Here is a 15,492-nt window from a genome sequence, read left to right as displayed (position 1 = left end):
ATTCGCATTGCGCAGCGCTTACGCAAACGTCAAGCAGGGTTAGCCCCGCATGTGTCGTCAGGTGAGGCCGAGCTTGCGAAGCGCACGAAAGGTGTAGGCTTTGGCCATGTTGCTCGCCGGCCAGCGACCCGGAGGCGCAGGCGAAAAGCCGCGTTGGCGCAGCAGGTGGTTGAGCCCGCGAGCATCGCTTTCGGCATAGCTCCATTCGCTGCGCCATGTGATCGACAGCGAAATCGAGCTTTGCGGTCCGTTCTTCACGAAATGCGGCGCCATGACCGGCACGTAGACCGCCTGCCCCGGACCAATGGCAAATTGGGTTGCGCCCTTCATCAGGTCGTCGCTCCAGGTCAGCTCGCGGGGCCCGCCCGAATGGTAGCTCTCGTGCGTCTCGTCAGGAGCGAAACGCGGGTCGCCAGCCGGGAACTGGGTCATCACCTTGGAACCGCGGATCTGGAGAAGGATGTTGTGCTCAGGGTCGAAGTGATAGGGCGTGACCGCATTCGGGCTGGAGATGAAGATGAAGCCTTGAGGCGTCAGCATCGCGCCGGTCTTGGCCTCGATCTCCGGGCGGATCTCGTCGAGCAGATCGATGAGGAGGTCGTTGTATGCATCGTGCTGTTCGATGTTCTTGAGCACCGCCCAGCTGTTCGACTTCGCGATCTCGATGATGGTCTCGGCGATCGAAAGCCCGTTCGAGCCCGGCTTGCCATCTACGCCGATGGGCAGGTCGCCGCGGTTGTACTCGACGCTGCTCTCGGGCAGCGCCTCTGCCAGTTCGGCCAGAGCTTCGAGATCGAGCAGCGGATGATCGCCGAAGCCGTGCTTAAGCACATGCGGCGTCTCGGGATAGCTCGATGCGAAGGTGTGGCGAGCGAGCGCGTCGAAGGTTTCGAGCGATGCGGTGCGCACCTTGTGCCACTTGTCGTGCGGAGCGTTCATGCCTTGTCCTTTCCGCGGGTCTCGTATGCCATCATCGCCCGGAACAGAGCGCGGCGAAGGGGGCCGCCTATTGCGATGTTGCGGCTGGTGATGCGGCGCTTCTCGCGCCAGATGCGTTCGATCATGGAATGGCCGGGGGCAGCGCAGCTATCGGCCCACGCGATGTCGCTGCGGTCGAGGAGGTCCAGGTTCTCGATCTGGAGCAGGAGGCCCGGCGAGAAGCGAGCATATGCCTCATCAAACGCGGTCTTGAAGCTGAAGACGCCTGGCGGCGTGACGAAGTTCGCCAGCATTGCAATCGGCATGCCGTCGAGGCGCAGGGCGAGGCGTTCGAGCCTGCCTGCGCTCGCAGCACCAGAGAGCGCTTCGGCGAACAAGGCGCGCGTACGCTGCGCATTGGCGAGGGCGGAGCCGCGCTCGCCCTTCCAGCCGGCGGCCTCCAGCGCGAGGAACTCTGCGATCCAATCCTCCAGCCCCTCGGCGGCCGCATCACGTTCGACGGTGAGCGAGCCTTCTTCGGCGAGACGCTTGCGCTGGCGGCGTAACTCCTTGCGCTTCTTCGCGCTCATCGCTTGCGACAGATAGGCCTCGGCATCGAGGTCGGAGGAGAGCATGGCGCGAGAGCCTTCATCGACCGTGACACTGTAACGTTCGGTCTCGGCAAGGACGGCATCGAGCGCCCTTGCCGTGCGGCCATCGGCGGGAAGCTCTGGCAAATGGAGGAAGAGCGAACTGCCCGGAGCGCTGTCGAGGCGGTTCAGCAGCGCGCGCCAGAACGTATGCTCATATCCGCGCGCGATCAGCGGACCCGAGCAGAAAGCGTTGTCGTGCAGCCATGCTGCGAAATGTGGGACGCGGTAGCCGTAATAGCGCGGCGGTCGGCTGAGCGGCATAAGGCCGACGAGCCGGTCGCCGTCAAATTGCGCGGCGATGGTTGAGGCCTTGTGAGCTTCGAAGTGAGCCAGCGAGGGCAGGGTGAACCATGGCTCGAAAAAGGGGTTGGGTTCGGCTGCATCGCTGCACAGCGCGTCCCACTGAGTGCGGAAATCGGGAGTGGCGGCTTCGACCGCGGAGATAAGGCGCACGGAGGGCTCGCCGCGACGGGTGCGGCTATCGGTAGGCCGAATATCGGCCATGCTGGGCGTACCTGCCAAGTCCATTGCGTTAACCTAACCGTGCGCATCCACCTGCGCATCACGGGCTTGCATACGGGATTAGCCTTAAGAAAGCCTTGGGTTTTGCCAAGGATGTGAGCCACCGACCCGAAACGGCACACCGCGCCGGCAAAGTGCAAACGGCCAAAGCAAAACCCCGCCCGGATCGCTCCGAACGGGGTTCTGAATGTGTTGGCTCAGGGAAGTCGTCGGTTGCGTCAGCAACCGTTAGGGCGACTGCCCGCCCGCACCGAAGCGAGGACGTGGCGGCCCGGATGGGCCGCCACTCCCCAAATCAATGCGCGCCGCCTGCCAGTGCCGCGAGCAGAAGCAGCGCGACGATGTTGGTGATCTTGATCATCGGGTTCACCGCCGGTCCCGCGGTGTCCTTGTAGGGATCGCCAACGGTATCGCCGGTCACCGCAGCCTTGTGAGCCTCAGAGCCCTTGCCGCCGTGATTGCCGTCCTCGATGTACTTCTTCGCATTGTCCCACGCGCCGCCACCGGCGGTCATGGAAAGCGCAACGAACAGGCCGCCCACGATCACGCCGAGAAGCAATGCACCCAGCGCCGCAAAGGCGTTGTCCTGACCTGCGAGGCCGAGGATCACGAAGTAGACCACGATCGGTGCAAGCACCGGAAGCAGCGACGGGATGATCATCTCCTTGATCGCGGCCTTGGTCACAAGGTCGACCGTGCGGGCATAGTTGGGTCGGCTTGTGCCTTCCATGATGCCCGGATCGGCAGCGAACTGCTCGCGCACGTCCTTCACCACGTCGCCAGCAGCGCGGCCCACAGCGGTCATGCCCATCGCACCGAACAGGTACGGCAGCAGCGCGCCAAGCAGCAGCCCGACGATGACGTATGGGTTTTCGAGGCCGAAATCGACGTTGGCTTCCGGGAAGAACTCCCGAAGGTCAGCGGTGTAGGCGGCAAACAGCACGAGCGCTGCAAGACCTGCCGAACCGATGGCGTAGCCCTTGGTCACGGCCTTGGTGGTGTTGCCGACCGCGTCGAGAAGGTCAGTCTTCTCACGAACGCTTTCATCGAGGCCCGCCATTTCGGCGATGCCGCCAGCATTGTCGGTGACCGGACCATATGCGTCGAGCGCCACGACCATACCGGCAAGTGCCAGCATCGCTGTTGCGCCATAGGCAAGTCCGATCAGGCCAGCGAGCTGGTAGGCGCCGATGATAGCCGCGATGATCACGATGGTCGGCAGCGCGGTCGATTCAAGGCTGATCGCCAGACCTTGGATCACGTTGGTGCCGTGGCCCGTTTCCGAAGCCTTGGCGATCGACTTCACCGGACGGAAATTGGTGCCGGTGTAGTATTCGGTGATCCAGATGATGATGCCGGTCAGCGCAAGGCCGATCAGCGAGCAATAGAACAGGTCCATGCCGGTGAACTCAACGCCGCTCGGACCGGTGCCAAGCACACTCGTCATGTCGGCTCCGAAACTTCCAAGCGCATATTGCGTGACGCCATAAATCAGCGGAATTGCGAGAACCGCAGTGACGATGAAGCCCTTGTACATGGCGCCCATGACGTTCGTGCCGTTGCCGAGACGAACGAAGTAAGTGCCGATGATCGAGGTCACGATGCAAGCACCACCGATAAGCAGCGGAAGCGTCATAAGCGTGAGCAGGTTCTCACCAAGCTGGCTTGCGAACAGCAGCGCGGTCAGGACCATGGTTGCCCCCACGGTCACAACGTAAGTCTCGAACAGGTCAGCGGCCATTCCTGCGCAGTCGCCCACGTTGTCGCCGACATTGTCAGCGATCGTAGCCGGGTTGCGCGGATCGTCTTCCGGAATGCTGGCCTCGACCTTGCCGACAAGGTCAGCGCCGACGTCAGCAGCCTTGGTGAAGATACCGCCGCCCAGACGCGCGAAGATCGAGATCAGCGATGCACCAAAGGCGAGGCCAACCAGACCATCGATGACGGTGCGGCTGTTTGCTTCCAGTCCCATCGGCCCGACGAGCACGGCGAAGAACACCGCGATGGCGAGCAGCGCGAGGCCTGCGACCAGCATGCCGGTGATGGCGCCTGCGCGAAATGCGATGGTGAGGCCTTGCTGAAGACCTGTTTCTGCGGCGGCAGCTGTGCGAACGTTCGAACGCACCGAGATGTTCATCCCGATATAGCCCGCAACGCCGGACAGAACTGCGCCGATGACAAATCCGACGGCAGGAACGACACCGAGGAAGAAACCGACAAGCGCGGCGGCAACAATGCCGACAATGCCGATGGTTGTGTATTGGCGGTTGAGATATGCCTGCGCACCCTCTTGGATAGCGCCCGCAATCTCCTGCATCTTTGCATTACCGGCGCTGGCTCCCAGCACCTGGCGGCTTGTGACGATGCCATAGACGATGGCAAGCAAGCCCAACCCTATTGATATGTATATTAGGTCCACGAAGTATCCCCTCTCAAAGCGTGGAATGCGCGCCTGAGTGTTTCCCATTGACGCGAGGCCGGTGAGTGTAAGCGCAAGAGTCAAGCGCGCAAGGCGCAATGACGGGGTTTGACCCGCGTTTCGTCGCTTTTATGGGGGCAAGTGCGCGTTTCGAGCGCTTCAGCCGTGCTGATAGCCGAGCCCCTGCGCATTCAGCAGAGGGTCTCCGTCAAGCACCAGCGGTGCGAAGCCGCGCGGCGAGACCGTGCCGATCCGGGTCGCGGGGACGGGCAGCTTTGCGTCCGCAGGTGCTGTGAAGAGCAGCTCGTAATCGTCGCCCCAACGCATGCAATCTGCGCACCGCGCATTGTCCGCGACAGGCACCTCGGAACTCTCGATGCCGATTGTAACCTGGCTCGCTTCGGCAATGCGGAATGCGTCGAGTAACAGGCCGTCGGAGACATCCATCATCGCGGTGACATGCGGGGCCAGTGCCCTGCCTTCGGTAAGCCGCGGGGTGGGGCGATTGAAGGCATCTTCGTGATCGACTTCCCCTTCGAAACCCAGCATCGCGCGGCCCAGCGTCCCGGTAACGAATAGGCCATCACCGATTGCAGCGCCCTTTCGCCATGGCACAGGTTTGTGGGTCGCGCGCCCGATGGCCGTCATTGAGAATGTGCTGGCCCCGGTCACGGCCACTGTGTCGCCGCCCAGTATCGGTACGTCGAACGCTGCGAGCCCGGCGCGAAGCCCTTCCAGAAAGCGACGATCATTCCCGCCGAGCGAATGACCCAGCAGGACGCCCATTGGCTCTGCACCCTTGGACGCAAGGTCAGAAAGGTTGATGGCAAGCAGCTTCCACGCGACGTCGGCAAGGTCCGCTTCGGGACGGAAGTGGGTCCCCTCGGCCATCAGGTCATGGTTTATGATCAGCGTTTCGCTGCCGAATTCGATCACCGCGCAATCGTCGGTGAGTCCGCGCGCGCCCGGGTGAAGGGGCAAGGTGCGCAGCGCGCTGAGAAATTCGGCTTCAGACATGGCCCCTAGCTAGGCGCTTGCACTGGCAATGTCGAAGCGGCGCGCGCGATAAGAGGGGATTAGTCGCGCGCTTCCTTGGCTACCGCGTCAAGGATGCCGTTCACGAACTTCGCCTCGCGGTCGTCGAAGAAGGCCTTGGCGACGTCGACATATTCGGTGATCGCGCTCGCCCGCGGCACATCGGCACGTGCGATCAATTCGTAAGCGCCTGCACGCAGGATCTGTAGCATCGTCTTGTCGAGACGCATCAGGGTCCACCCCTGCGCCAGCCGCGCGGTCAGGATCTCGTCGATCTCATCGCGGCGCGCATCGACGCCGCGCACGATGTCGTCGAAAAACTCGACCTCGGCGTCGGCATAGACCTCGCCTTCGTGGTCCTCGTCATCGACTTCGCGACCAAGGCGGTGCTGGTGGAATTCGTCGAGCAGTTTATTGAGGGCCGTGCCCTCCATCTGCTGCTGGTAGAGCGCCTGGACGGCGGCGAGGCGCGCGGTCGAGCGGGCCTGGGATCGGGCGGGAGTGTTCATTTGAGGCGGAGTTCCACGGATTTGGCGTGCGCGGGCAGACCTTCTGCATGGGCAAGGGCTGCTGCTGCGGGACCGATGCTAGCCAGTGCGGCATCGTCGAGGGAGATAAAGCTGGTGCGCTTCATGAAGTCGAGCACCGACAAGCCGCTCGAAAAGCGGGCGCGGCGGCCGGTCGGAAGCACGTGATTGGGGCCGGCGACATAATCGCCAACGGCTTCGGGCGTGAACCTGCCCAAGAACACGCTGCCGGCGTGGCGCGTCTTGGTCATGATCGCTTCGGGATCGTCGACGGCAAGCTGCAAGTGTTCAGAGGCAAGCGCGTTGATGAGGTCGGGCGCTTCCTCGGGGATGTCGTTGACGACGATAATCACGCCGTGATCGTCCCAGCTGGTGCGCGCGGTCTTGCCGGTTGCGAGCTGGCTGATCTGGAGGTCGATGCAGTCCTCGACCATGGCGGCAAAGCCAGCATCGTCGGTGATGAGAATCGATTGCGAGGTCGGATCATGCTCGGCTTGGCTGAGCAGGTCGGCGGCGGTGATGTCTGGATCGTTCTTGCCATCGGCGACCACGAGTATCTCGCTTGGCCCTGCCACCATGTCGATGCCGACCACGCCGTAAAGCTGGCGCTTGGCTTCCGCGACATAAGCGTTGCCGGGACCGGTGATCACATCGACTGGCTTGATCCGGTCAGTGCCGTAAGCGAGTGCAGCAACAGCTTGAGCCCCGCCAACGCGCCACATCTCGTCGACGCCCGCAATGTGCGCGGCGGCGAGGACCAGCGGGTTGGACTGACCCTTTGGCGTGGGGGTTACCACCACCACACGCTCCACCCCGGCAACGCGCGCGGGGATGGCGTTCATCAACAGCGAAGACGGATAGGCTGCGCGCCCGCCGGGCACGTAAAGTCCCGCTGCATCGACCGGACGCCAAGTCGCGCCGAGGCGCACGCCGGTGTCGTCGGTGTAGTCGCGGTTCTCGGGAACCTGCGCCTCGTGATAGGCGCGAATGCGCTTTGCTGCGAGGTCGAGTGCTTCGCGAAGCTCAGGCTCGAGCGCGTCATACGCCTCTGCAAAACGCTCTTTGGTCACCATCCAGTCAGCGTCGTCGACAAGCGAATAGCCGTCGAAGCGCTGGGTGTAGTCAATCAGCGCCTTGTCGCCCGATCCCTTCACCGTGCGAAGGATGTCCTGAACAACGCCGCTGACATCGCTGTCGGCTTCGCGGCGAGCGTGGACGACGCGCTTGAACTTGACCGCGAAATCCGGGTCCATGGTCGAAAGCATCTGCATCACGCGGCGTCCTTAGTAGCGCGCGCTTCGGCATCGGCGCGGAAGGCCGCAACCAGCTCGCCAACGCGCGGATCGGTCTTTAGCGCAGCCCGGTTGACGATCAGGCGCGCAGTGATGTCGATGATGCGGCTCGTTTCGACGAGGCCGTTCATCTTGAGTGTCGTGCCGGTCGACACAAGGTCGACGATCTGGCGCGCGAGACCGAGCGAGGGCGCGAGCTCCATCGCACCGTTCAATTTGACGCATTCCGCTTGGATGCCCTGCCGTTCGAAGTGGCGGCGGGTCAGATTGGGATACTTGGTCGCGACGCGTAAATGGCTCGCACCAGCGTGGTCATTCTCGTCACCAGCAAGCCGCGCAACAGACAAGCGGCAGTGCCCGATATCAAGGTCGACGGGGGCGTAAAGATCGTCGTAGTCGAACTCCTCGACCACGTCAGAGCCAACGATGCCTACCTGTGCGGCACCGTGCGCAACGAATGTCGCCACGTCAAATGCGCGCACGCGGATCAGCCGCATGTCTTCGCGGGTCGTGCCGAATGAAAGCGAGCGGTTGGCCTTGTCGTGAAAGCCATCCTCGGGCACCACGCCAGCGCGCGCCATGACGGGCAGCGCTTCGTCGAGGATGCGGCCCTTGGGCACGGCGAAGGTGAGTTGGTCGCCAGCGGGGGATGAGAGGTCGGTTGTCATTTCGCGGCGGGACTTAGGCACTGGGCACCCAAAGGGCAATACAAACCAAGGTGGAGATTAAAGCGGCATGGCTGACAGCGGAAAGGTCGGAAGTGACTACGGAGCGGTCATGGTGATCGAAGATCTCAGCTCCGCAATCGAATGGCAGGCCGAACACGCCGAGATCAACGATGCACCGTGTACCGCACGCGTGATCCGCGCCCTGACCAAGGTCGCTGCCGGCGAGACCGCGACAGGGCGCCGAATTGCTGGCTGGCAAGGACTCACGCTCAAGGATGCAATGCCCTTGAGGATTGCTGGCGGAATGCATCATCTCGTGCTTTCCGGTGAGGATGACCGGCTGGCGCGCGTCTATAGCGGCCAGATCACCGATCAAGGACAGGTCGACCGTTTGGTTTGCGAGTTGGTCGAAACCTACGATCACCGACTCCTTCCATGGCTCGACGGGCCGCCTCAGACCAACGAGGCGGGCCGCTCAGCGAGCATCATGGCAGGGCTATTGTGGCTCGCGCAGCGTATGGCTCCGCGCTTCGAACTGTTCGAATTGGGCGCAAGCGCTGGGGTAAACACCATGCTTGATCGCTACCGATTCCGGCTGGGTGACACCGAGGTTGGACCCGCAGATTCGCCCATGCGGATCGAACCAGAATGGCGCGGTGGGGCCGGCTCGCCTCCCAACGCACCTGACGAATTCAAGATCGTGTCGGTTCGTGGATGCGATGTCGCGCCGATCAACCTCGCGGAAGAGGCAAGCGCGCTGCGCCTCAAGAGCTATGTCTGGCCTGACGCTCCTGCTCGCATGGCCCGCATTGACGCCGCGATTGAACTTGCAAGCCAAGACCCGCCGCAAATCGTTCGGCAGGATGCAGGCGAATTCGTCGCCGATATGCTTAGCGAGCCTCAAGCCGAGGGCACAACGCGGGCGATGTTCCACTCGATCATGTGGCAATACATGCCCGCCGAAACGCAAGAAGCGATCACGCAAATGGTTGAACGCGAAGGTGCAATGGCTTCAGCCAAAAAGCCACTCGCATGGATCAGCCTCGAAACCGATCCCGCAACCTTCCGGCATGAATTGAAGGTGAGATACTGGAACGGCGGCGAGAGCGACGGAGAGACCACACTTCTCAGCCATGCGCACCCTCACGGAGCATGGGTTGAATGGGGTGGTAGCGCATAAGGTTGCAAATTGCAACTAACATTGGTATGCATTGGGCATGAGAGAGAAGCTTCCCTATTCCGATCTAACCCTTGCGGAGGCGCTCGTCGCTTTCCGCCGGCATCATGGTCTCGATCAGAAGTACGCCGACATGCGGGAAGGCGCGAAGGCGCACTTTGAGAGGCACGACATGGTGCATGTCCTCTTTGGCCTCGACACCAGCATTCGCCAAGAAGCGCAAGCCGATGGCTGGACACTGTTCGGGACAGATATCTCGCTGCGAGACGTTCGCGACTTTATGGATCTCCCCGAAGAGAAGGAACTGATCAAAGAGGTGGGTTGGGCCACGATCGCAAAAGGTTACCTGCGTGCGATCACCGATTATCCGGTCATCGCTTGGAAATCGCGCAAGCTTCGCCGGAAGTGGAGATGGTCCGACAACGCCGACTATCGCAGCTGGACGGTCGCGCGCATCCGCCGTGAATTTGGGATTGAGCGCGCTCTCGCGGCCTGATCTGCCTCAGTCCTCGTCGCTCCAGCGGAATTGGAACTCGAGTTCGTGGTCGCTGCCGCTTTGTTCGTGCTCGATTGAGAATTCGGTTCCGGCCGGAATGTAGAGCCGCTCGCCCGCTACCTGAATCTCGAACGCCTTGTTCTCTTTCATGGCTTTGACCAGGCGCTCGAGCTTTTGGATGTTCTGTTCGGTCGTCTAAGTTTTGGTGACGTCGCGGCCTTCTTCGGTGCTCATTAAAAACGGTCCTTTGGATTGATGATCTGAGTGACTTAGGCGCTCAAGATTGCAGGAAAATTTCCATCGCCTCGATCATCGCCTCGGGCGCCTCCCACGTCACGAAATGGCCGCAGCCATGCACCGGCACGATGGTGAGCGGGTCGATAATCTCCTCCAGCCCTTCGAGGTTTTCGGCCGGCAAGGCGAGGTCGTCCATTGCCCAGACGACCAGAGTCGGGATCGTGAGATTGGGCAGTGTGGGAGGCGAATAGTCGGCGGGCAATTCGAACGGCTCGTCCATCGTCGGCACCTGCATGGCGCTCGCGCGGTAATAGTTGATCATGCCGAAGCACGCATCGCGGTCTTCCCATTCGCGCAGCATGCGCTGGCGCTCTTCGACCGGCATTTCGCCGGGGCGGTCCCAATTCACTTCCTGCTTGAGTATCCCGGTGATCCCGTGCTCGCGGATCAGATCGTCATTTGCCAGATCACGAAAGCCGCGAATGTACTGGCTGGATTCGCGCTGGCCGGGATGGGTGTAGAGCAGCTTCTGGAAGATCGCGGGATGAGGAGCGTTTGCGATGATTGCGCGGGTGACCCGCGTATTCTGACCCGCAAGCGCCACGCCCCAGGCCAAAGCTCCGCCCCAGTCGTGCCCGACGATAGTGAATGTCTCGACCCCTAGCGCATCCGCCAGCAGAAAGACATCGCCGATGAGCTTGTCGGGCGAGTAATTCTCGACGCCCTGCGGTTTGGAAGAGCCCGCATAGCCGCGCTGGTCGGGTGCGATGCAGCGATACTGCTTTGAGAAATGCGCGATCTGGTGGCGCCACGTGCGGTGGTTTTCGGGAAAGCCATGGAGGAAGACGAGGACAGGCGCATCGCGCGGCCCTTCGTCGACCACGTCGAGCTCGATCCCGTTGGCGAGCGTGACGCGCGTCTGTTCCATGCAGCTCACTCGGTTTCCTCCATCCGCTCCATGTAACCGCCTGCGACCATGCCGGCGATCTGGTCGAAAAGCGCATCGGGTGTGCGCCGCATCTCGCCCATTTGTTGTTCCATGCCTTCGGCGACGATAATCTCGCGTTCGCCCGCGGCTATCCCGTCGAGCATGGTCTTGGCGGCGTCTGGCGCAGGAATGCCTTCGTCGATCACCTTGTCCGAAACGCCTCGCTTGCTGCCATCGCCCTTGAGCGCATTGCGTGACACATTGGTCGCGACCGAGCCGGGATAGATCACGTGGACGCTAACCCCGGTTTGCGACAGCTCTCCGCGAAGTGCATCGCCATAGCCGGCAAGCCCGAACTTCACCGCGCTGTAGGCGGTGCGCATCGGCACGCCCACCTTGCCCGCGATCGACGAGATGAAAGCGAGCGCGCCAGAGCCGCGCTCGACCATGTGCCCGATCAGTCCTTGCGAGAAGGCGATCTGTGCGGTGAGGTCGATGTCGATGATGTCGCGATAGACCTGCATGTCGGTCTTGAGAGCGCGGCTGCGCTGGGAAACGCCGGCATTGGCAATCGCGATATCGACGCCGCCTTTCCATGCGATGGCTTTAGCAGTTGCCTCTGCAAGCGCCGCGTCATCGCGCACGTCAAACGGGAGGATGAGGGGATCGCCGCACTCCTTCGCCACCTCGGCCAACCTTGCCTCGTCGCGGCCCGACAGCACGACATGAGCGCCACGCGATGACAAATCGCTCGCGAGCGCCGCTCCGATGCCCGATGACGCGCCCGTGACCCAGGCGACTTTACCGGTGTAGTCCAACAATTCCCCTCCCGATGTCTCTCTTTATGGATAGCTGACGGTCTTGGGCACGTCGGGCAAGGGGATAAACTCCCCTTCGTCGCCCGGTACCTTGCCGAAGCGTCCTTCGCGCCAATCGTCCTTGGCCTGATTGATCCGCTCGCGATCGGAACTGACGAAGTTCCACCAGACGTGGCGGCGCGTGGTGAATGCCTCGCCGCCCAGCAGCATTACGCGGCCGCCCCTTTCGCTCGAAAGCGTCATCGTTTCGCCGGGCTTCAATACGGCCAACTCATACGGCGTGAGCGTACAGTTCCCGATAGTTGCCTCGCCGCCGACCAGCATGACCGCGCGTTCGTCGGCTTCGGAATCGATCGGGATCGAGCCGTTCGGGCCAAGCAATATCTCGGAGTAAATCGTGTCCGCATGGGTCGTGGTCGCCGCACGCTTGCCCCACAACTCGCCCATAATGACGCAGGCCTTCACACCGTTGTCCTCGATCCACGGCAGGTCGTTTACCGCCTCGAACGCGGGGTCGATTTCCTCCTGTCCGTCAGGCAGGGCCAGCCAGGTTTGCATCCCGTAGAGCATCGGGCCCTTCTTGCGCTCGTCCTCGGGCGAGCGCTCCGAATGAGCGATGCCTCGCCCTGCGGTCATCAGGTTCACAGTGCCCGGGCGAATGGTCGAAAATGTACCAAGCGTATCGCGGTGGTCGATCGCGCCTTGGAACAGCCATGTGACGGTCGCGAGATTGATATGCGGATGAGGACGCACGTCCATGCCGGTGCCAATGTCGAGCTGGCCCGGACCGAATTCATCTACAAAGATGAAGGGCCCCACCATTTGTCGAGCTTTGGAAGGCAGCACCCGGCGCACTTCGAACTGGCCGAGGTCGTGAGTCGTCGGCGTGACGGTCTGGGTGATGAGCTCGGTCATGAATTGCCTCTATCCTGCGTGATGATCTGGGCGAGTGTCTCGGGGAAGACAGCTTCCGGCCAATCGCCAAGTTCTGCAAGCTCGAACCAGCGGTGCTGGGTCATCACTCGCTGCTCAAGCGCGGTGTGGCCGTCGGTTGAGATTTGAGTGCTTGATACGCGAACCACGAAATAGCGCTCGTCCGCCTGCACGGGTTCGCCTTCTACCGTGATGAACTCAGGCGTCGTGCGCGCGACCTGCTGACCCGGATCGGCTACGATGCCGGTTTCTTCAAGCAGTTCGCGCCGCGCCGCTTCTTCGAAGCTTTCATGCGGTTCGCACTCGCCTCCTGCGGTGACCCAGAATGGCGGTCTGTCCGAGAGGGTGAAACGAAACAGGAGCACACGCTGCGCATCGTCGAGCACGATGATCCGCGCCGCGCGTCGGATGCGCTTGGTGTTTCCAAACTCGTTCATGCTGCGAACTAGCCCGTCGGGGCGCTCGCCTTGATCGCGACGGCGTGGACGCGTTCGCCCACGATGTCGCCCAGCGCCGCAATGACCGAACGCTGGCGGGCAAGCCGGGTCATATCGCCAAAGGCAGGCGCTTCGATCACGACAGTGAAGTGGGACTCGCCCGAGCCATCGTCGCCTGCATGGCCCGAATGCATCGCGCTGTCGTTGATGATTTCGAGCCGCGTCGGCTCAAACGCCTTCGTCAGCAAATCGCGCATCTCTTCAGCCACCGTCCCGCTCATCTCACCACTTTCCTTCTTTGCAACATTGCGATGCTTGGAATTTGGCATCTCAATCGCCATTCTCAAGGGTTCATGTCTCAGACGCGATTCCATGGACGGTTCGAAACCGAAGAGCGGGTGTGCGAGCACCCGACCTGCCGCGAGCCGGGTGAATTTCGTGCACCCGGTTACCGCCCAAACGGCTTTGATGGCCCGGGCGACTGGCGTTGGTTCTGTCTTGACCACGTGCGCGAATTCAATGCCGGTTACGATTGGTTCGAAGGGATGAGCGCAGAGGAGATCCTCGCCGCGCAATCTCCTGCAAGTGGCTGGCGCACCGAGAGTCCGAGCTTCAGCGCGCGAGCTGCGGTAGACGGTATGCCGCGCTGGACCGATTTCGACGATCCGCTCGACGCCATCTCAGCCCGCGCAAACGGCATTCGCAGCCGGGCGCAACGCGAAGCGGCAATGGCGATGGACGGACGCTTTTCGAAGGAAGAGGCCGAAGCGCTTGAGACCATGGGCCTTGGCTCCAACACCGACCGCCGCCGCTTGCGTCGCCGCTATTCGGAGCTGGTCCGTCGCTATCACCCCGACCGCAATGGCGGGGACCGCAGTCACGAAGCTCGGCTCGGCAAGGTAGTCGACGCGTACCAACTGCTCAGGAACAGCGCCGCGATCGCCTGACCTCTATTGCTCGCACAAGGCGGCAAGCTGCGCTGCGCAGACGTTCCAGCCTTCAACAAAACCCATTTCCTCGTGCTGCTTGAGCGCCTCTGCCGTCCAGTGTCGGGCGGTCGCGGTGTAGCAGGTGCCGTTGATGCCATCCTTCTGCGCAGGTTCGATTTCCCACGTGCCGATCATGAAGGCGGGGGCGGGATGGAATTCGCCGTCCACGATCTGGGCCGCGTCCGTTCCGACGAACCGGCGACCTTCCTCCCAGTGGAGCACGATGCCGTCGTTGGGCATTTCCTCGCCGTCGGGCCCGAACATCGTTGCAAACCACCGGCCTCCCGACTTGCGCTCAAGAACGCTCGTCTCGCAGCGCCAAGGCGATGGGCACCACCATTCGTCCATCCGGTCGGTCATCACCTGCCAAACCTTCTCGGGCGGCGCAGCGATGAAGCGGGAGACGCTGGCCTCGTTCATTTCTGCGATGCTTCCTCGATCAGTTTTGCGTCGATTGCCTTGGATTCGCCATAGGCGGGGCGCTGTCTGATACGCTCGACATAGGCCTTGAAGGCAGGCGTTTCGCCGATCGTGCCGAACTGCAGGCCCCAGTCGATCTGGCTGCCGACATAGGTGTCCGCCATCGTGAAGCGCAATCCGGCGGCGAAGTCGTTCTTCTTCAGCCAGTCGTCGATTGCCGAAACTGCAAGGTCGAAACTGCCAAAGCCTGCCATTCCCGAACGCTCTTCGGGTACTTCCCAGCCCATCGCTTTCGCCAGAACGGCCTGCTCCAATGGCCCGGCCGCGAAGAATAGCCAACGGAAATAGGCTGCTTGTTCGTGCGCATCGGGCAACAAGCCTTTGTCGGGATGCGTCTCCGCCAAGTAGTGATTGATCGCCGCTGCCTCTGTGACGACGTGATCGTGATCGCCGTGATGGTGCACCAGTGCGGGCACCTTGTTCATTGGATTGATGGCCTTGTAGCTCTCTGGCCGCGATCCCCAATCGAGCAACCGGTGCTCATAGTCCGCGCCCGCTTCATGCAGCGCCCAGCGCGAGATTTGCCCACGGCTCATCGGGACCGTGTAGAAAGTGAATTCAGCCATGAATCAACGCCCCTTTGTGATGAGCGGCTCGAACTCGCCGAAGATCAGGCGTGAGCCATCAAAGGGAGGATCGCCTTCGGGATAGCCTTCAAATCCCTCGCCCTTGCCCATCGCGACTTTGGCTTTTTCGAGGGTCTCTTTGTCGGGCCAGATAACCCAACCTGTGACGATTTTCTCGCCCTCAGGTGCGGCAACTGCTTTGCGAAGGTCGGTGTTTTTCCCCTCGGGGACGAAGGCTTCCCATGCCTCCATCACTTCAAGCGCGCCATGCTTCATGGACCAGTCCGCCATGAATTCAGCGGCCTTTATGTAGGCATACTTGTTTTCTTCGGACACGGAAAGCGCAGCGATTGCCACATACATAATGCTTCTCCCACCAATCGATCCGGGTGAAGAA

18 protein-coding genes and 1 pseudogene are annotated in these 15,492 nt (G+C 61.9%); 3 read left to right on the top strand and 16 right to left on the bottom strand.

The annotated features are described in order from the left end of the window. Nucleotides 1-57: 57 nt before the first annotated feature. The 7 genes from AC0V6T_RS09545 to hisG form a co-directional block, all read right to left on the bottom strand. Entirely contained in the window at nucleotides 58-939 is an 882-nt protein-coding gene (locus AC0V6T_RS09545; RefSeq protein WP_007163507.1) for a cupin-like domain-containing protein, read from the bottom strand. Continuing rightward, nucleotides 936-2,093: a GNAT family N-acetyltransferase gene (locus AC0V6T_RS09540; protein WP_486126357.1), complete on the bottom strand. Its 1,158-nt coding sequence runs from the start codon at nucleotides 2,091-2,093 to the stop codon at nucleotides 936-938. The genes AC0V6T_RS09545 and AC0V6T_RS09540 overlap by 4 nt, the downstream gene beginning before the upstream one ends. A 295-nt stretch (nucleotides 2,094-2,388) precedes the next feature. Beyond that, the gene (locus AC0V6T_RS09535; RefSeq protein WP_486126355.1) at nucleotides 2,389-4,512 is read right to left on the bottom strand and encodes a sodium-translocating pyrophosphatase; all 2,124 of its coding nucleotides are present in this window, start codon (nucleotides 4,510-4,512) and stop codon (nucleotides 2,389-2,391) included. 159 nt (nucleotides 4,513-4,671) lie between these two features. Then, nucleotides 4,672-5,529 carry a thiamine-phosphate kinase gene (gene thiL / locus AC0V6T_RS09530; protein ID WP_486126353.1) on the bottom strand — a complete coding sequence of 286 codons (858 nt, stop codon included), beginning with the start codon at nucleotides 5,527-5,529 and terminating at the stop codon, nucleotides 4,672-4,674. Nucleotides 5,530-5,588: 59 nt separating this feature from the next. Further along, entirely contained in the window at nucleotides 5,589-6,056 is a 468-nt protein-coding gene (gene nusB / locus AC0V6T_RS09525) for a transcription antitermination factor NusB (RefSeq protein WP_007163511.1), read from the bottom strand. Beyond that, on the bottom strand, nucleotides 6,053-7,345 hold the full coding sequence (gene hisD / locus AC0V6T_RS09520; protein WP_486126351.1) for a histidinol dehydrogenase: 1,293 nt from the start codon (nucleotides 7,343-7,345) through the stop codon (nucleotides 6,053-6,055). The genes nusB and hisD overlap by 4 nt, the downstream gene beginning before the upstream one ends. Continuing rightward, the gene (gene hisG / locus AC0V6T_RS09515; protein WP_486126349.1) at nucleotides 7,345-8,034 is read right to left on the bottom strand and encodes an ATP phosphoribosyltransferase; all 690 of its coding nucleotides are present in this window, start codon (nucleotides 8,032-8,034) and stop codon (nucleotides 7,345-7,347) included. Before hisG ends, hisD begins: the two co-directional genes overlap by 1 nt. Nucleotides 8,035-8,101: 67 nt before the next feature. On the opposite strand from hisG, the gene AC0V6T_RS09510 reads away from it, so the two are divergent. Both AC0V6T_RS09510 and AC0V6T_RS09505 read left to right on the top strand, forming a co-directional pair. Then, entirely contained in the window at nucleotides 8,102-9,214 is a 1,113-nt protein-coding gene (locus AC0V6T_RS09510; protein WP_486126347.1) for a DUF2332 domain-containing protein, read from the top strand. A gap of 37 nt (nucleotides 9,215-9,251) precedes the next feature. Further along, a complete protein-coding gene (locus AC0V6T_RS09505) occupies nucleotides 9,252-9,707 on the top strand; it encodes a hypothetical protein (protein WP_486126345.1) in 456 nt (151 codons plus the stop codon). Between the two features lie 6 nt (nucleotides 9,708-9,713). Here AC0V6T_RS09505 and AC0V6T_RS09500 read toward each other — a convergent pair. The 6 genes and pseudogenes from AC0V6T_RS09500 to AC0V6T_RS09475 all read right to left on the bottom strand — a co-directional run. Continuing rightward, nucleotides 9,714-9,890: pseudogene (locus tag AC0V6T_RS09500) on the bottom strand (amphi-Trp domain-containing protein); the annotation flags it as partial. Nucleotides 9,891-9,984: 94 nt separating this feature from the next. After that, the gene (locus AC0V6T_RS09495; protein ID WP_486126343.1) at nucleotides 9,985-10,872 is read right to left on the bottom strand and encodes an alpha/beta fold hydrolase; all 888 of its coding nucleotides are present in this window, start codon (nucleotides 10,870-10,872) and stop codon (nucleotides 9,985-9,987) included. 5 nt (nucleotides 10,873-10,877) lie between these two features. Then, entirely contained in the window at nucleotides 10,878-11,690 is an 813-nt protein-coding gene (locus AC0V6T_RS09490; protein WP_486126341.1) for an SDR family NAD(P)-dependent oxidoreductase, read from the bottom strand. A 24-nt stretch (nucleotides 11,691-11,714) separates the two neighbouring features. Continuing rightward, on the bottom strand, nucleotides 11,715-12,605 hold the full coding sequence (locus tag AC0V6T_RS09485; RefSeq protein WP_486126339.1) for a pirin family protein: 891 nt from the start codon (nucleotides 12,603-12,605) through the stop codon (nucleotides 11,715-11,717). Next, a complete protein-coding gene (locus AC0V6T_RS09480; protein ID WP_486126337.1) occupies nucleotides 12,602-13,060 on the bottom strand; it encodes an NUDIX hydrolase in 459 nt (152 codons plus the stop codon). The genes AC0V6T_RS09485 and AC0V6T_RS09480 overlap by 4 nt, the downstream gene beginning before the upstream one ends. An 8-nt stretch (nucleotides 13,061-13,068) precedes the next feature. Next, the gene (locus AC0V6T_RS09475) at nucleotides 13,069-13,341 is read right to left on the bottom strand and encodes a BolA family protein (protein ID WP_486128560.1); all 273 of its coding nucleotides are present in this window, start codon (nucleotides 13,339-13,341) and stop codon (nucleotides 13,069-13,071) included. A gap of 72 nt (nucleotides 13,342-13,413) precedes the next feature. Here AC0V6T_RS09475 and AC0V6T_RS09470 point away from each other — a divergent pair, with 72 nt between their 5' ends. Beyond that, entirely contained in the window at nucleotides 13,414-14,007 is a 594-nt protein-coding gene (locus tag AC0V6T_RS09470) for a DnaJ domain-containing protein (protein ID WP_486126335.1), read from the top strand. A 3-nt stretch (nucleotides 14,008-14,010) separates the two neighbouring features. Here AC0V6T_RS09470 and AC0V6T_RS09465 read toward each other — a convergent pair whose 3' ends face one another. The 3 genes from AC0V6T_RS09465 to AC0V6T_RS09455 are packed head-to-tail and all read right to left on the bottom strand — an operon-like array spanning nucleotide 14,011 to nucleotide 15,458. Continuing rightward, on the bottom strand, nucleotides 14,011-14,469 hold the full coding sequence (locus AC0V6T_RS09465) for an SRPBCC domain-containing protein (protein ID WP_486126333.1): 459 nt from the start codon (nucleotides 14,467-14,469) through the stop codon (nucleotides 14,011-14,013). After that, on the bottom strand, nucleotides 14,466-15,095 hold the full coding sequence (locus AC0V6T_RS09460) for a glutathione S-transferase family protein (protein WP_486126331.1): 630 nt from the start codon (nucleotides 15,093-15,095) through the stop codon (nucleotides 14,466-14,468). Before AC0V6T_RS09460 ends, AC0V6T_RS09465 begins: the two co-directional genes overlap by 4 nt. 3 nt (nucleotides 15,096-15,098) lie before the next feature. Then, complete coding sequence (locus AC0V6T_RS09455; RefSeq protein WP_486126329.1) at nucleotides 15,099-15,458, bottom strand: DUF1428 domain-containing protein; 360 nt, start codon at nucleotides 15,456-15,458, stop codon at nucleotides 15,099-15,101. Nucleotides 15,459-15,492 lie beyond the last annotated feature (34 nt).

It is taken from the genome of Erythrobacter sp. S158 (genome assembly GCF_057364915.1).
Note: the sequence above shows the minus strand (reverse complement) of the source record. Positions and strands in the feature narration are given on the sequence as shown.

Bases quoted from the DNA above. Each gene is read 5' to 3' on its own strand.
- AC0V6T_RS09545 (WP_007163507.1), bottom strand. From the start codon at position 939: ATGAACGCTCCGCACGACAAGTGGCACAAGGTGCGCACCGCATCGCTC.
- thiL (WP_486126353.1), bottom strand. From the start codon at position 5,529: ATGTCTGAAGCCGAATTTCTCAGCGCGCTGCGCACCTTGCCCCTTCAC.
- nusB (WP_007163511.1), bottom strand. From the start codon at position 6,056: ATGAACACTCCCGCCCGATCCCAGGCCCGCTCGACCGCGCGCCTCGCC.
- hisD (WP_486126351.1), bottom strand. From the start codon at position 7,345: ATGCAGATGCTTTCGACCATGGACCCGGATTTCGCGGTCAAGTTCAAG.
- hisG (WP_486126349.1), bottom strand. From the start codon at position 8,034: ATGACAACCGACCTCTCATCCCCCGCTGGCGACCAACTCACCTTCGCC.
- AC0V6T_RS09510 (WP_486126347.1), top strand. From the start codon at position 8,102: ATGGCTGACAGCGGAAAGGTCGGAAGTGACTACGGAGCGGTCATGGTG.
- AC0V6T_RS09505 (WP_486126345.1), top strand. From the start codon at position 9,252: ATGAGAGAGAAGCTTCCCTATTCCGATCTAACCCTTGCGGAGGCGCTC.
- AC0V6T_RS09495 (WP_486126343.1), bottom strand. From the start codon at position 10,872: ATGGAACAGACGCGCGTCACGCTCGCCAACGGGATCGAGCTCGACGTG.
- AC0V6T_RS09485 (WP_486126339.1), bottom strand. From the start codon at position 12,605: ATGACCGAGCTCATCACCCAGACCGTCACGCCGACGACTCACGACCTC.
- AC0V6T_RS09480 (WP_486126337.1), bottom strand. From the start codon at position 13,060: ATGAACGAGTTTGGAAACACCAAGCGCATCCGACGCGCGGCGCGGATC.
- AC0V6T_RS09475 (WP_486128560.1), bottom strand. From the start codon at position 13,341: ATGAGCGGGACGGTGGCTGAAGAGATGCGCGATTTGCTGACGAAGGCG.
- AC0V6T_RS09470 (WP_486126335.1), top strand. From the start codon at position 13,414: ATGTCTCAGACGCGATTCCATGGACGGTTCGAAACCGAAGAGCGGGTG.
- AC0V6T_RS09465 (WP_486126333.1), bottom strand. From the start codon at position 14,469: ATGAACGAGGCCAGCGTCTCCCGCTTCATCGCTGCGCCGCCCGAGAAG.
- AC0V6T_RS09460 (WP_486126331.1), bottom strand. From the start codon at position 15,095: ATGGCTGAATTCACTTTCTACACGGTCCCGATGAGCCGTGGGCAAATC.
- AC0V6T_RS09455 (WP_486126329.1), bottom strand. From the start codon at position 15,458: ATGTATGTGGCAATCGCTGCGCTTTCCGTGTCCGAAGAAAACAAGTAT.